The sequence below is a fragment of the Candidatus Frankia alpina genome, from assembly GCF_902806485.1.
GTDB lineage: Bacteria > Actinomycetota > Actinomycetes > Frankiales > Frankiaceae > Frankia > Frankia alpina.
The window spans coordinates 19,183-32,880 of record NZ_CADCWT010000026.1 but is presented as its reverse complement, the minus strand read 5'-3'; the positions used below and the strand labels follow the sequence as shown (position 1 = coordinate 32,880).

The following is a 13,698-nucleotide window of genomic DNA, read 5'->3' as shown; positions in this document are numbered from 1 at the left end:
CCCAGCTCGCCCGTCACGGCATAGCAGTCACGGCATGGCAGTCACAGCTCGATCCAACCGCCGCGCTGGTGGGAGGTGCGGGCCGCGGCGATGAGCCGGTTCGCGGTGAGCAGGTCGTGGAAGGTGGCGCCCCGGACCAGCCGCGCGTCGTCCAGCTCGGTGGCCCGCACGACGTCGTAGGTGGCCTCCATCAGCCCGGGCCGGGCGGTCGGCGGGGTGGGCATCAGCAGGTCGTGCACGCCGGTGTCGTCCTGGCGGCGGACGCGGTGGCCCTGGACGACGATGCGTCCGGACTCCCCGCACCAGCGCATCGTGAGGTCGATGATCTTGACTCGCCCGGTCGGCCCGGTCGGCGCGCCGACCACGGTCATCTGGGTGAGCCGGCCCAGCGAGGGGACCGTGGCCGCTACGTGGGTGGCCGCCGGCCAGGCCCGGCCATCCAGGGCCACCACGTGGGCGAGGTCGGCCTCCTCGGCCAGGTCGGCGACGGCCCGCAGCGTTTCCGCCTCGGCGGTGGCGGGACCGGCGAGCAGTACATGCAGGCCGATCTCGGCCGCCCGCCGGGCGACGATATCCGAGCCGGGTGGCGGCATCTCCACGCAGACCGCCTCGATGTCGTCCGAGAGCAGGGCGAGCAGGTCGGCGTAGGCGCGGGGGACCCCCGCCTCGGCCGCCCAGGCCAGCGACTCCAGCGGCTCCGGGGCGAGCAGGCCGACCACCGCGACCCCGGCGTTGCGCAGTACTTTGGCTGTCGTGCTGTCGTGCTGTCGTGCTGTCGGTGACCAGCGCCATCGCGAGCGGAAGGTCGGGCTCACGGCGCCGGACGAGCCGCCGCAGTTCCCGCCAGCTCGCGGACAGTGCCGGATCGCGCGGTGGCACCAGCTCGGGGAGCGTCGTCACGGCTCTGATAGTGCTCCCGGTCCGGCGGTGGTGGTCAGCGATGACACCGATTGTCGCGGAGAGCGGAAAGCGTCCTATCTCGTCAACTAAAGTTGACGCCCATGAACATGACCGCCACGAAGCTCGCCGGGGCGGCCTCCGACGATGACCCACGGGTGGGTCTCGCCGCCGTCGCCTCGCTGCGAGCCCTGTTGGAATCACTCGAGGAATTCCAGGTCGCCAGTGCCCGGCACCGGGGCTGGTCCTGGCAGGAGATCGCCGATGTGCTCGGCGTGAGCCGGCAGGCCGCGCACAAGAAGTACGGACGCCGGTTCGGAAAGGGGAGGTAAGGCGGTGTTTGAGAGGTTCACGCCGCAGTCCCGTGCCGTCGTGCGCGCCGCGACCCAGGCGGCGGCGGCGCGAGCACGCCGTGCAGCTCACGGCCGCCGTGGACGACGCCGACCCGGGAGCACGGAGCTGACCGCGCGGCTGTTCGTGGCCGCCGTGCCGCCGGCCGCGGTCACCGACGCACTGCGCACCGCGGTGCACCGAGCCCGGGCGGCCGCTGCGGACCTGCGCTGGTCGGAGCCTGAGCGGTGGCACGTCACCCTCGCCTTCCTCGGCCCGGTGCCGGACGAGCGGCGGGCCGATCTCGACACCCGGCTCGCCCGGGTGGCGCGGCGGCACGGCCCGATCGCCGTCGAGACCGTCGGCGGCGGGCACTTCGGTGACCGGGTGCTGTGGACGGCGGTGCGGCCCGGGTCCGCTGCGGTGTCGGGCGGGGCGGTGTCGGGCGGGGCGCTCGCAGGGCTCGCGACCGGCGTGCGGCGGGCGGCCGCGCGGGCCGGCGCCGCCGCCGGGGCGGACGATCGGCCGCTGCGGGCGCACCTGACCCTCGCCCGGGTGCCCGATCGGAGCCGCCGGGCGCTCGGCCTGCTCGTCGAGCTGCTGCGGGCCGACGTGGAGCCGCTGCCGTGGACCGTCGACCGGCTCGTCCTGATGAGCAGCGTCGACGGCGCCCCCGGCACCCCTCCGATGTACCGCGAGCAGGCTTCCTGGCCGCTCACCGGCACCGGCCGGTGAGCGGCCGCCGTCAGGACGCCATGGCCGGATCGAGTGGGCGGTAGCGGTAGCCCACCCGGCGGATCGTCTCGATCCGGTACCGGTGCTCGGGGCCGAGCTTGCGCCGCAGCCTGGTCACGAGGACGTCGACTGTGCGGACGTCCGGGGCCGTCGCGTCATCGGCCTGGTGCCCCCACACCGACGACAGCAGGGCCTGGCGGCTGTGCGCCTGCCCGGGGTGGTGGACGAAGAAGTCCAGCACCTCGAACTCGAGGTAGGTCAGCTGCAGTGCGCGGCCGTCCACCGTCGCGAGCCAGGCGGTCCGGTCGATCCACAACCCCGAACGGGGCGGGATCTGCGCGGTGGCGCGGTGGTCGGGCCGGGCTGGGGCCGTCCGCGCGTGGGCCGGCGCGGGCAGTGGCTGGCGGGGGAGGGTCGCCGCCGTCCCGACGGGAGTGCGCTGCGGCGTGGTCACCAGACGCGGCCGGTACGGGAGAGTGGTCGTCTGCGGGGGCATCGCTGGCCTTTCGGTCAGTGGTTCTTCCGGTCGCCGGGAGCTGTGGGCGCTGGGCCGGGCGGGCCTTGGAGCCGGGTGGTCCCTGGGCCGGGGGCGGGAATCCTGAGCGGGGTGGTGTCGGCGGACCGGTCCCGGTCGGCGGGCGCGGTGTCAGGGGGCCGGACAGCGCTCGGGCACCGCGACGACGTGCCGCACCATGATCGATTGTGATCCGGTGGCGACGGCGGTGGGCCCCGGCAGGCCGGGGGCAAGCATCACTCGGCCGGCGACCGGAGCCGGGTGGCGGCCCGGCCGGTCCGCAGCAGGCGCAGGCGCGGGTGGCGCGGCTGGTGGCCGCCTGTCAGGTAGCCGGACAGGCAGCAGAGGCGACGCGGAGCAGATCAATATGGCTCCGGGTGACCAGCATCAGCCGCTTCAACACAAGAGCAACGGAAGCACACTGTTCCGGCCGCCGCCAAGAGAATGAAACTGTGACTTGCTTCACATAGTGATATGTAGAGTGTCGAATGAGTGGCGGCGGAGGCGCTGGGCCCCGGGTCCGCGCGGGTCGGGCTGCGGGCTAGCACGGGTTTCGGGGCCGCCGGGCCCGTGTCCACATCCATCCGATTCGAGGCTTTTCATCGGAATCTTCGAAGCCTCGCCGGCCATCGCACGATCTCGATTTTTCCGGTGGGAAAGCCGGAATATATTGACGGACCGTTCGGTACCCGCTGGTCGGAGACGCCGAAGAGGCCGGAACAGGAGATCTCATGGCCCTGCCTGATTTCCTCGTGATCGGTGCGCCGGACGCGGGTATGGAGATCCTTCTCGCCGGCCTGCGCCGCTGCCCGGCCGTCTTTCTCCCCGCCACCGTTCTCACGCCGCCTACCGTTCTCCCCCCGCCTATCACTCTTGGTTCACCTATCATTCTCGGCTCGCCTATCGCTCTCGGTTCGCCCGGCGGTTCCGGCTCCGTGGCGCAGGATGGCGATGAACCGGCGGAAGGCTCCGCGGGGCCGTGGGGCCTCGACGCGCCGCGTCGCCGGGCGTGGTTCGAGGCCCTCGTGGACCCGGCGCCCGCGGGCGTCCTGCGCGGCGTGAGCGCCCCCTACCACCTGGTGGACTTCACGGCGCTGCGGCAGCTGCACGAGTTGCTGCCCTACGCGCGGCTCATCGCCCTGCTGCAGGACCCGGCGGCACGGGCGCACACGCACCCTGGCTGCGGAGTGATCCTCAGCCGGGCGCCGACACCTGGTTCGTCCAACTGATACCGGGCGGCGGGTACCGTCGGGCGGGATGAGTACGTCAGCGAACAGCGACCCCGCCGCGGGCGTCGCCGCCGGGCCGGTCCCCACCGGTCCGCCGCCGCTCCAGCCACTGCCCTACGACGGCGTCGTCTCCGTCGCCGTCGGCACGGTGCTGTGGGCTGTCGCCGCGCTGGTCGAGCTGGTGTTCCTGGACGACCTGCGTGACGACGGCCACCTGTGGTGGCTGGCCACTGCGATCTGCGGCTTCGGGCTCGGGCTCGCCGGGCTGTGGATCGTGATCCGCCGCCGCAACCGGCTGCGGGCCGGGCAAGGGTAGCCGACTTCCGTCGGCTCAGGTCTCGTCGAGGTCGTCCTCCGCCGCGCGGAAGGCCGCGCCCGTCGGGTCGCGCAGCTCCGCAGCGAGCGCGTGTCGCCGGTCCCACTGCCCACCCCGCCATGCCAGCGCCCGGGCCAGCGCGTCGGGGCCGGCGTCGGCATCGACGTGCACCTCGCCGCCGATCCCGCCGAGCACCCGCCATGGCACCCGCGTCGGGCGACCGGCCAGGTCCTCAACCAGCAGCGGGCGGTGCACACGGTACGGCGTGCCGTCCGGCGCGCGCCGCGTCTCGCCGTTTGCGCCGTTTGCGCCGCTCGCACCGGCCGGGCCCGACCCGGTGGCGGCCTCCCCGGCCGGGTACCCATCGGATGCGATCTCGCAGGACGCGATCTCGGCGGCCAGCGGAACCCCGAGCACGTGGGCGACCTCGGCCGCACGGTCCAGCGGCAGCCGCAGCGCGCCACGGTCGGTGCCCAACAGACCCAGCAGGTCGGGCGCGTCGACGACGACGGCCTGCCCGCTCGGCACAACCCCGTCGGGCGTCCGCACGGTCAGCGGCGGGTCGAACCGCTCGTCGCGCGCGGACCGGTCCGGTGTCGTGAGTACCCGGGCCACGGCGTCGACCGCGGCGATGTAGAGCGTGCGCGCCGCCGGCCAGGGGACGTCCCGATCTGCGTCGCCCAGCCGGTCAAGCAGGTCCATGACCGCGCCGAGGTCACCGAGGACGTCGTCGAGGGTGAGCCGTGCGCCGAGGTGGCGCAGGAACTCGTCATCGACGCCGGCCAGCGGGGCGCCGCGGGCGAACAGGCCGGCGAGCAGCGGATCGGCCGCGGGTAGTAGCAGCTCGCCCGGCGGCAGCACCCGGCCGGTGCCCGCCACCGGCAGCACCGCGTGCCGCGCCAGCCACCACCGGGTATACGACGGCTCCGGGGCGAACACGGCCTCGCGCAGCGGCGGGCGGGCCAGCTCCGCGAGCGCCTCGGGCCACGCCGCCGGGTCGACGAGTTCGAGGTCGCGAACCGCGACGAAAACGCCGATCATGGCTGGCGCGGGCGGGCCCCCCGCCGGCGGGCGGTGCAGATTTGCCGAGCCCCCCGGCGCGCCGCCATGATCGTCGGCCGCGACGTCGTCGACCCAGGTGTCGCTGTCGTCGAGATCGAGCAGGATCTGCTCGTCGGCGTCAAGCGGCAGGTCGTAGGCGCGCAGCACGCTGAACGAGTGCAGCACGCCGACCCGTTCCAGCACCTGCGCGGGCCACGCCCGGGCGACCTCGGGTGCCAGCGTCGAGAACGGTGCGTCCTCGGCCAGCACCCGGTCCAGCGGACCTCCCTCGACGAGCAGCTCCCCGGCGGGGGTGAACTCGCCGTCGGCGGACGGCAGCAGCAGGTCCTCAAGCCAGCCGAGCTCCGCCGGGCGCTCCTCGCCCGCGTCCCGGAGCAGGGCGAGCACGGCGGCGGCCAGCGCCAGCAGGTCGTCGGGATGGTCGCCGGGCTCGGCGTCGAGCACCGCCTCGCGTATGGCCGGGTCGCGCAGCACCCCGGCCGGCGTGCCCTCCAGGGCACCCAGGGTCCGCAGCGCGTCGCGGGCGCCGCCCGTGCTGCAGGCATCGGGATGGACCACCCGCAGCGGCAGCCCCGAGCGCACCAGGGCGACGATGTCCAGCTCGGCGGTCGGTAGCAGGGTGCCGCGCGGCCCGGTGACCATGCGGGTCCGCAGGCTGCCGCCGCCGGTCGAGCCCGCGGGCGTGGGGGCGGCGAGTGGGTCGGCCGCGTCGGGCCCGTCCGCGCCGATCTCGGCGAGTGGCACCGGCAGTGCTCCCAGGGCGTCCCGGTCCGGCGCGCCGACCAGCAGCGGGTAGAGCCGTCCCCACCAGTCCGGCGGCCGGGAGACCCCGGCCAGCAGCTCGACCAGCGCGGCGCTGTCCACTCGTCGGACGCCGAGCAGGTCCAACGCCGTGCGCCACCGTCGGGTGGCGTAGGCCGCCGGGAGCAGGCCCGCCACCAGCTTCGCCCCATCCACCGCCGGCACTGGATCGACGCCATCCGCAACGATTGGATCGGCCAGATCGGCCAGGCTGGCGGTGTCGGCCGGTGGACCGGGGATGTGCAGCAGCTCGGTCACCGCGTCGGTGGCCGGACCGAGGTCGGCCACCGAACAGTCCCGGCCGCGCAGGGCGCCGGGAAACAGCGCCGACTCCGGGAGCAGCCGCAGCAGGGACTCCCGCAGCCGGCCGTCGACCTCGCCGAGGGCGAGCCCCGTCGGGATCAAGGCCAGGGCGGCAAGCGGATCGGGGGGCGGCCCACCCGGTCCGGCCTGGTCGCCGGGGACGACGCCGGCCTGCGCCAGGTCGCCGGGCTCCAGCCCCGTGCCGAGGTACTCGGCCAGGACGACGGCCGCCGCCGCGAGCTCGTCGGTCAGTCGATCGCGCAGCGGGCCGCCGACGGTGTGCCGCCGAGACGGGTCCAGCGGCAGCTCGACGCTGGCCAGGACCGGCAGCGACAGGGGCTCGTCGGTGGGCTGCGGCGCCCGCAGCACTCGGGCCACGCCGTTCGGCCAGCCGCCGTCGGGGACCATCACCCGGGCCGTGAAGCCGGTTCGTCCGCGTTCCTCTACCGGGCGGTCGGCGAGCAGGGCGGCGGGAATCGTGCCGCTGCGGGAGATCCCGCGCCACCGCTCGCCGTTCAGGTCGGCTATCTCGACGCGTTCGCAGATCTGGCTGCCGGCCGGTCCGGTGCCGCTCGCCCGCGCCGCACCTCGGCCGCCGTCCGGGCCGCCCCGCAGCCAGCGGCAGGTGATCGCCCGCACAGCGCCGTCCACGTCGACGACAATCTCGCCGGGGCCGCCGAGCACCAGCGGCAGGGTGGGATCGAGCCCGGCCAGCAACTCGCGCGCGAGCGCCGTCGCGGCGCCATCGCGCAGCGGGAGTCGGACCACGGTGTCGTAGCCCTCGGGGGGCGGCCCGGCGGTGATCGTGAACGGTAGCCGGAGGATCGGCACCGCGCCCTCGCGCCGAGCGAGTTCCTCGCCCAGGCGCGCCGCTTGGCCGACGCCGACGCCCGCGACGCCGAGGCCGCCGATGCCGAGGCCGTCGACGGTTTCGAGGGCAGCGAGGGACGGCCCGGGATTCGTTGCGTCGCGATTCGTTACGTCGCCGCTGGTTACGTCACCGCCGTCCAGCGAGGCCGCGGGCATGGTGAGGGCCGTCACTGCGTCTATCACGCGGCTTCTCGACCAGGCCACGCCGGTCAGTATCGGGTCGGAGCCGACGCGGGAGACGATCGACGGCTCGTCCGTCACCGCGAGGACGGCGGCGAATCCGGCGCCGAAGCGGCCGACGGAGGCGCTGTCGCGTTTGGTGGAGGCACGCAGGGTCGACAGCGCCTCGACGCCGGCCGCCGATAGCGCTGCCCCGGTGTTGGCGATCTCCAGCAGGCCGGCGGGCCCAGCATCCGGGATGGTGGCGTCGGTGCTGAGCCGCAGGAGCACCCGGGCCGGCACGCCGGCCTCGCCCGCGGCGTCGACGGCGTTCTGCAACAGTTCCACGACGAGGCGGTCGTGGTAGGCGCCGAGGGCGGCGTCCTCCTCCGCGTTGGCGTCCTCCCGGAAGCGGGCCGGCGAGGCGACCCAGGCGTCCAGCACCCGCCGCTGGATCGCCGCGGTCCCGTACACGTCTGCCGCAGCATGTGCGGCGGTCACTGACACCCGTCCATACTCGTCTTCCCGCCTCGCCTATGGCGGGAGCGGGTTGGTGTGGATCGTGGGTGGCGCCGTGGCCGGGTCGGGCTCCCGATCGGGCCGGCCACGATCGGGTCGGTGCCGACCGGGCAGGATGGGGCGATGCCCTCCCGCATCCGCCGCCGGGACGCCGCGGCAGCGCTTGCGGAGCTTGTCGCCGCGGTTGTGCCCCAGTGGGGGCGGGTCGCCGACGCCGTGGGCGAGCTGCCGGCCGGCAGGCTCGCCGCGCCGAGCCCCCTGCCCGGCTGGACGGTTGGGGACCTCGCCATGCATGTCGGCTGGTCCGCGACCGCGCTGACGCAGGCGCTGGCTCCCGCCGAATCGCTTCCCGCCACCGACCCGACCCATCCCGCTGTGCCGCGGGCGGTCTCGGCGGCCGGCTACCTCACGGGCACCGGGGCCCGGGCGGAGTCGATCGCGGACACCGCCCGGGCCCTGGCGGCGGCTATCGGGCCGGCGGGCCTGCGCGAGCGGCTGGCCGCCGAGGTGTCGGCGGCGGCGGCCGCGCTGGCGCGGGTCACCGACGACGGCGACCCGGTGGTCGCGACCCCGGGTGGCCCGATGCTGCTGACCGAGTTCCTGCGTACCCGGGCGGTGGAGGCGGTGGTGCATGGTCTCGACCTCGGCGTCGAGCCGCTGCGCCCGGCGTTGAAGGTGGCGGCGAAGCTGTTCGCCGAGCTGTTCGCCCACCGTGTGCCCGGGCACACGGTGGAACTGCGGGTGCCGCCCTTCGCCGCCGTCCAGGTCGTCGAGGGGCCCCGGCACACGCGCGGCACCCCGCCGAACGTGGTCGAGGCTGGACCGGTCGCGTTCGTCCTGCTCTGCGCGGGACGGCTGGCCTGGGGCGACGCCGTGGCCGACGGGCGGATCTCCGCCAGCGGCGAGCGAGCTGATCTCAGCGGTTACCTGCCGCTGTTGTGACGGCGGAGCCGGCCGCGGGGCATTGGGCCGGCACCCGAGGCAAGGGACGATGTGGCCCGTCGCTGCTAGCGTGGAGAGAGGTAGCTGCCGGGCGAGGCGGTGGCCGAAGCCGGTCCGGTACGTCGCGTGACGAGTGCGGACGGGCCGGCGCGGACGCAGTCCCGCGCGTAGCCCTCCGCATTTCTCCGGTGTCCCTGACCAGCCAAGGAGTCCTGGTGCCAGACGTCGCCGCCCGCTTTGGCGCCAACCCCGCAGTGGAGTCCGAGCTGTCCGACGAACCCGGTCCCCGGGATGCCTGCGGCGTCTTCGGCGTCTGGGCGCCCGGTGAGGACGTGGCGAATCTTGCGTACTACGGGTTGTACGCCCTGCAGCACCGCGGTCAGGAGGCGGCCGGGATCGCGGTCGGCGACGGCCGGACGGTCGTGGTGTTCAAGGAGCTCGGGCTCGTCGCCCAGGTCTTCGACGAGATCACCCTGTCCAGTCTGAGCGGCCACGTGGCGGTGGGGCACACCCGGTACTCGACGACCGGATCCTCCACCTGGGAGAACGCCCAGCCGTCCTATCGCACGGCCCGTTTTGGCGGCCCGATCGCGCTCGGCCACAACGGCAATCTCACCAACATCGTCGAGCTCGCGCAGGGGCTCGGTGCCGGGCGTGACCGGCTGCGCGCGACCACCGACTCCGACCTCATCACCGCGATGCTCGCCGACCACGCCGGGCCCACTCTCGCCGACGCGGCGATGGCCGTGCTGCCCCGGCTCGCCGGCGCCTTCTCGCTGGTCTTCTCGGACGCCTCGACCCTCTACGCGGCCCGCGATCCGCACGGCATCCATCCCCTCGTCCTCGGCCGCCTGGACGAACATCCGGACGGGGCGTGGATCGTCGCCAGTGAGACGGCCGCTCTCGACATCGTCGGCGCGACCTTCGTCCGCGAGGTCCAGCCCGGCGAGATGATCGTCATCGACGCCGCCGGGGTGCAGTCGCACACCTTCGCCGAAGCCAATCCGCACGGCTGTCTGTTCGAGTACGTCTACCTCGCCCGTCCGGACACGGCGATCGCCGGCCGTTCGGTGCACGCCACCCGGGTCGACGTGGGCCGCCAGCTCGCCCGCGAGGCGCCCGTGGAGGCGGACCTCGTCATCCCGGTGCCGCAGTCCGGGGTGCCCGCCGCGGTCGGCTACGCGGAGCAGGCCGGCATCCCGTTCGGGGAGGGGCTGGTCAAGAATTCCTACGTGGGACGCACCTTCATCCAGCCGTCGCAGACGATCCGCCAGCGCGGGATCCGGCTCAAGCTGAACCCGCTGCGTGACGTCATCGAGGGCCGCCGCCTGGTCGTCGTGGACGATTCGATCGTGCGTGGGAACACCCAGCGGGCGCTGGTCCGAATGCTGCGCGAGGCCGGCGCCGCCGAGGTCCACATCCGGATCTCCTCGCCTCCGGTGCGCTGGCCCTGCTTCTACGGCATCGACTTCGCCACCCGCGACGAGCTCATCGCCAGCGACGCCAGCGTCGAGGAGATCCGTGCCTCGCTCGGCGCGGACTCGCTGGCCTACGTCTCGCTGGAGGGCCTGGTCGCCGCGTCCCATCAGCCGGCGCAGGCGCTGTGCCGAGCCTGCTTCGACGGCGTCTACCCGGTGCCGCTGACCGAGTCCGCCAAGCTCGGCAAGCACCGGCTGGAACCGGCGGCCGGTGCACAGACGACCGCGGACATGATCGCCGAGGCGATGCGCCGGGAGGTGACGCTCGGCATGAACGGCGCCGACCCGTCCCCGGACAACCATGACGACGTCGACCTGGCCGGCGGTGCCGACCCCGCGCCGCCTGCGGGCGGCGACCCGGTGACCCGAGGGAAGAACGGGCTGGTGCCCGGGCCTGGCCTGGACCCGCCGCCGGCAGCGGACCGCCATGGCGCGCAGCGCCCTGAGCCGGCCGGGGCGAGGCAGGCATGAGCGGCGTCGAGCGGATCACGGCCGGGGCCGGCACCTCGACGTCGGCGGGCACCTCGTACCATGCTGCGGGAGTCGACGTGGCCGCGGGGGACCGGGCCGTCGAGCTGATGCGCGGGCACGTCGCGCGGGCCACGCGGCCCGAGGTGGTCGGCTCGCTGGGCGGGTTCGCCGGCCTGTTCGCCCTGGACACGGCACGCTACCGGCGGCCGCTGCTCGCCTCGTCCACGGACGGCGTGGGCACCAAGATCGCACTTGCCCGCGCTCTCGACACGCACGACACGGTCGGCATCGATCTGGTCGCCATGGTGGTCGACGACCTCGTCGTGTGTGGCGCCGAGCCGCTTTTCCTGCTCGACTACATCGCCTGCGGGGCCGTGGTGCCCGCGCGGATCGCGGAGATCGTCTCCGGGATCGCGGCCGGGTGTGAGCAGGCCGGCGCGGCGCTGGTCGGCGGCGAGACTGCCGAGCATCCCGGACTCATGGGTAGCGACGACTACGACCTGGCCGCGACGGGGGTCGGGGTCGTGGAGGCCGACGACGTGCTCGGGCCGGAGCGGGTCCAGCCCGGGGACGTGGTGGTCGCGATGGCATCATCCGGCATCCACTCCAACGGCTTCTCGCTCGTACGGCATATCCTGTTTGGTCCTGTTGATTCTGGCCAACCAGGTGGGGTCCCCGAAACCGCTGCGGCCGGTCTGAGGGCCTACGTCCCCTCGCTGGGGGACACACTCGGCGGGTCCCTGCTCACCCCGACCCGCATCTACGCGAGGGACTGCCTGGCCCTGGCGGCGGCGGTCGAGGTGCATGCCTTCGCCCACATCACCGGGGGCGGCCTCGCCGCGAACATCGCCCGCGTCATCCCCGCCGGTCTGGTCGCCACCCTCGACCGGGCATCCTGGGCGGTGCCTGAGATCTTCGGGCTGCTCGCCGAGCGCGGCGCGGTGGCCCAGGCGGACATGGAGAGCACCTTCAACCAGGGCATCGGCATGGTCGCGGTGCTGCCGGCCGGCGTCGTCCCCGAGGCGCTCGCGCTGCTCGCGGAGCGCGAGGTTCCTTCGTGGGTCGTCGGCAAGATCGCTGCTGCGCCCGGCGGGACCCCGGCAGGCCGTGAGCCCGGCGTGGGCGAGCCGTCGGCGGACGCGGCCCCCCGGGCCCGGCTGGTCGGGCGGCACCCAGGCTGAGCTGATCGCAGGCGGGCGGCCCCGGTAACCCGGCTGGAGCCCCGCTCGAGCGCGTCAGTCGATGCCGGGTGCACACCAAGGAGCGGCACGGTCACCATCGTGACCCCGCATGCACCTAGGCAGCACGGCATGACGGTGGATGCCCGGACCGAAGCCCGGGCCGCCACCATCGGCGACGACCGCCGGGGTGAGCCTGCCGCGGCGGGACGACTACCGATGTGACGCTGTGTCAGCGGGAGGAACGGCGATCGTCCTCGTCGTCTGCGTAAGCGTCGTATCCGTAATCGTCATCTACGTGCGCATCGTCGCTGTTGTTCTCGCGCGTCGAGCCCGCGCCCAGATCCGCCTTCAATCGGTCGAGATCCATATTGGGCGAGTTGTACTTGAGCTCGCGGGCGACTTTCGTCTGCTTGGCCTTAGCTCGGCCGCGCCCCATGGCTCGACCCCCTCGAACATGACGACGGGGACCCGCCCCGGTGCTCTCACTTTCTGGTGCTTCCCGAGACTACAGGGATCGGAGGCTTCTCGGCACGCCAACCCGACAGTTGCCTGTCCTCGGACAAGATGACCATGATCGGAAGTGCTCCAGGAAGCCCCCTGTCCGACGGGTTCGAGCGGGGGATCGGGGCCGCTCACCGGCTCGCCGATGGCCCGACCCGCCATGTCGCGATGTGTCCACCGTCACGTCCCTTCGATCGTCCGGACCTGCGCAGACGTGCCGTGCGCCGACCTGGGGCCGGTCGCGACTCACCGCAGCAGGATCCCGCGCAGCCGGCCCACCTCGACGATCCGGCGTTCGGCGAGCCGTTCGGCGGCGGTCGCCGGAGTCACGCCCTCGTCGTGGGCGAGGCGGAGCACCTGCGCGGTGGTGTCGAAGATGCGTGCCGCCCGGGCTCGGGCCCGCTCCGGCGAGTACCCCTCGATCTCGTCGGCGACCTGGATGAGCCCGCCGGCGTTGACGACGAAGTCGGGCGCGTAGAGGACCCCGGCGTCGGCGAGCCGGCGGCCGATGTCGGGCGTGGCGAGCTGGTTGTTGGCGCCGCCGCAGACGATCTCCGCGCGCAGCCGGGTGACCGTCTCGGCGCTGAGCGCGCCGCCGAGTGCGCACGGCGAGTAGACGTCGAGGTCGAGGTCGAACAGCTGGTCGGGGTCGTCGACGGTCTGCGCGCTCGGGAACTCGGCGCGCACCCGGGCCAGGGCCGCCGGATCGACATCCGCGGCGATCACCGAGGCCCCGTCCGCCATCAGGTGCCCGACGAGGCGGCGGCCGACCTTGCCGACGCCGCTGACCCCCACCCGGCGTCCGGCGAGGTCCGACGTCCCCCACCGGTGCCGCGCGGCCGCGCGTAGGCCCTCGAAGACCCCGTAGGCGGTCAGCACGCCGGAGTCGCCCGATCCGCCGTGTGCCGGCGAGCGTCCGCTCACCCAGCGCGTCTCGCGGGCGATGACGTCCATGTCGTCGACGTAGGTGCCGACGTCGCAGGCGGTTATGTAGCGTCCGCCCAGTGAGGCGATGTGGCGGCCGAAGGCGCGCAGCAGCGGCTCGGACTTGTCGCGGGCGGGGTCGCCGATGATGACGGCCTTGCCGCCGCCGAAGTCCAGGCCCGCGCAGGCGGCCTTGTAGGCCATCGCCCGGGACAGCGCCAGGGCGTCGGCGAGCGCGACGTCGTCGTCGGTGTAGGGGTGGAAGCGGGTGCCCCCGAGCGAGGGGCCCAAAGCGGTCGAGTAGACCGCGATGATTGCGCGTAGCCCGGTGCGCTGGTCCGAGCACAGCAGCACCTGTTCGTGGTCGCGAACGGCACCGAACAGCGATGTCATGGTGCACCTCCTGGGGGACGGACCCGGCTCGGACCCGGCGCGGCGCGGCGCCATCCGCCCGGCGGACCTGCAG

At 74.0% G+C, this 13,698-nt stretch carries 12 protein-coding genes and 1 pseudogene; 7 read left to right on the top strand and 6 right to left on the bottom strand.

What is annotated here, in order from left to right:
- Positions 1-41 precede the first annotated feature (41 nt).
- Positions 42-900: pseudogene (locus tag G6R25_RS05500) on the bottom strand (Gfo/Idh/MocA family oxidoreductase).
- Positions 901-1,001: 101 nt separating this feature from the next.
- Between G6R25_RS05500 and G6R25_RS05495 the strand changes: the two are divergent.
- Both G6R25_RS05495 and thpR read left to right on the top strand, forming a co-directional pair.
- Positions 1,002-1,229, top strand: coding sequence for a helix-turn-helix domain-containing protein (locus tag G6R25_RS05495; protein ID WP_419469305.1), 228 nt, complete (start codon positions 1,002-1,004; stop codon positions 1,227-1,229).
- A 145-nt stretch (positions 1,230-1,374) separates the two neighbouring features.
- The gene (gene thpR, locus G6R25_RS05490; protein WP_163552119.1) at positions 1,375-1,962 is read left to right on the top strand and encodes an RNA 2',3'-cyclic phosphodiesterase; all 588 of its coding nucleotides are present in this window, start codon (positions 1,375-1,377) and stop codon (positions 1,960-1,962) included.
- A gap of 10 nt (positions 1,963-1,972) precedes the next feature.
- Here the strand turns inward: thpR and G6R25_RS05485 are convergent, their stop codons facing one another.
- On the bottom strand, positions 1,973-2,458 hold the full coding sequence (locus G6R25_RS05485) for a winged helix-turn-helix domain-containing protein (protein WP_163552117.1): 486 nt from the start codon (positions 2,456-2,458) through the stop codon (positions 1,973-1,975).
- A 340-nt stretch (positions 2,459-2,798) separates the two neighbouring features.
- A complete protein-coding gene (locus tag G6R25_RS30130) occupies positions 2,799-2,879 on the bottom strand; it encodes a putative leader peptide (protein ID WP_419469306.1) in 81 nt (26 codons plus the stop codon).
- A 328-nt stretch (positions 2,880-3,207) separates the two neighbouring features.
- On the opposite strand from G6R25_RS30130, the gene G6R25_RS05480 reads away from it, so the two are divergent.
- A complete protein-coding gene (locus G6R25_RS05480) occupies positions 3,208-3,705 on the top strand; it encodes a hypothetical protein (protein ID WP_163552116.1) in 498 nt (165 codons plus the stop codon).
- A gap of 28 nt (positions 3,706-3,733) precedes the next feature.
- On the top strand, positions 3,734-4,021 hold the full coding sequence (locus tag G6R25_RS05475) for a DUF2530 domain-containing protein (protein WP_136448674.1): 288 nt from the start codon (positions 3,734-3,736) through the stop codon (positions 4,019-4,021).
- 15 nt (positions 4,022-4,036) lie between these two features.
- Here the strand turns inward: G6R25_RS05475 and G6R25_RS05470 are convergent, their stop codons facing one another.
- Complete coding sequence (locus G6R25_RS05470) at positions 4,037-7,723, bottom strand: sacsin N-terminal ATP-binding-like domain-containing protein (RefSeq protein ID WP_163552115.1); 3,687 nt, start codon at positions 7,721-7,723, stop codon at positions 4,037-4,039.
- A gap of 135 nt (positions 7,724-7,858) precedes the next feature.
- Between G6R25_RS05470 and G6R25_RS05465 the strand changes: the two genes are divergently transcribed.
- The 3 genes from G6R25_RS05465 to purM all read left to right on the top strand — a co-directional run bounded on the left by G6R25_RS05465 (position 7,859) and on the right by purM (position 11,807).
- Positions 7,859-8,677 carry a maleylpyruvate isomerase family mycothiol-dependent enzyme gene (locus tag G6R25_RS05465; protein WP_163552114.1) on the top strand — a complete coding sequence of 273 codons (819 nt, stop codon included), beginning with the start codon at positions 7,859-7,861 and terminating at the stop codon, positions 8,675-8,677.
- A gap of 215 nt (positions 8,678-8,892) precedes the next feature.
- Positions 8,893-10,626, top strand: coding sequence for an amidophosphoribosyltransferase (purF, locus tag G6R25_RS05460; RefSeq protein ID WP_136447344.1), 1,734 nt, complete (start codon positions 8,893-8,895; stop codon positions 10,624-10,626).
- Complete coding sequence (purM, locus tag G6R25_RS05455) at positions 10,623-11,807, top strand: phosphoribosylformylglycinamidine cyclo-ligase (protein WP_163552113.1); 1,185 nt, start codon at positions 10,623-10,625, stop codon at positions 11,805-11,807. Before purF ends, purM begins: the two co-directional genes overlap by 4 nt.
- Before the next feature lie 229 nt (positions 11,808-12,036).
- Here purM and G6R25_RS05450 read toward each other — a convergent pair whose 3' ends face one another.
- The gene (locus G6R25_RS05450; protein ID WP_136447346.1) at positions 12,037-12,243 is read right to left on the bottom strand and encodes a DUF3073 domain-containing protein; all 207 of its coding nucleotides are present in this window, start codon (positions 12,241-12,243) and stop codon (positions 12,037-12,039) included.
- 311 nt (positions 12,244-12,554) lie between these two features.
- Positions 12,555-13,625: a Glu/Leu/Phe/Val family dehydrogenase gene (locus G6R25_RS05445; protein WP_163552112.1), complete on the bottom strand. Its 1,071-nt coding sequence runs from the start codon at positions 13,623-13,625 to the stop codon at positions 12,555-12,557.
- Between the last annotated feature and the right edge of the window lie 73 nt (positions 13,626-13,698).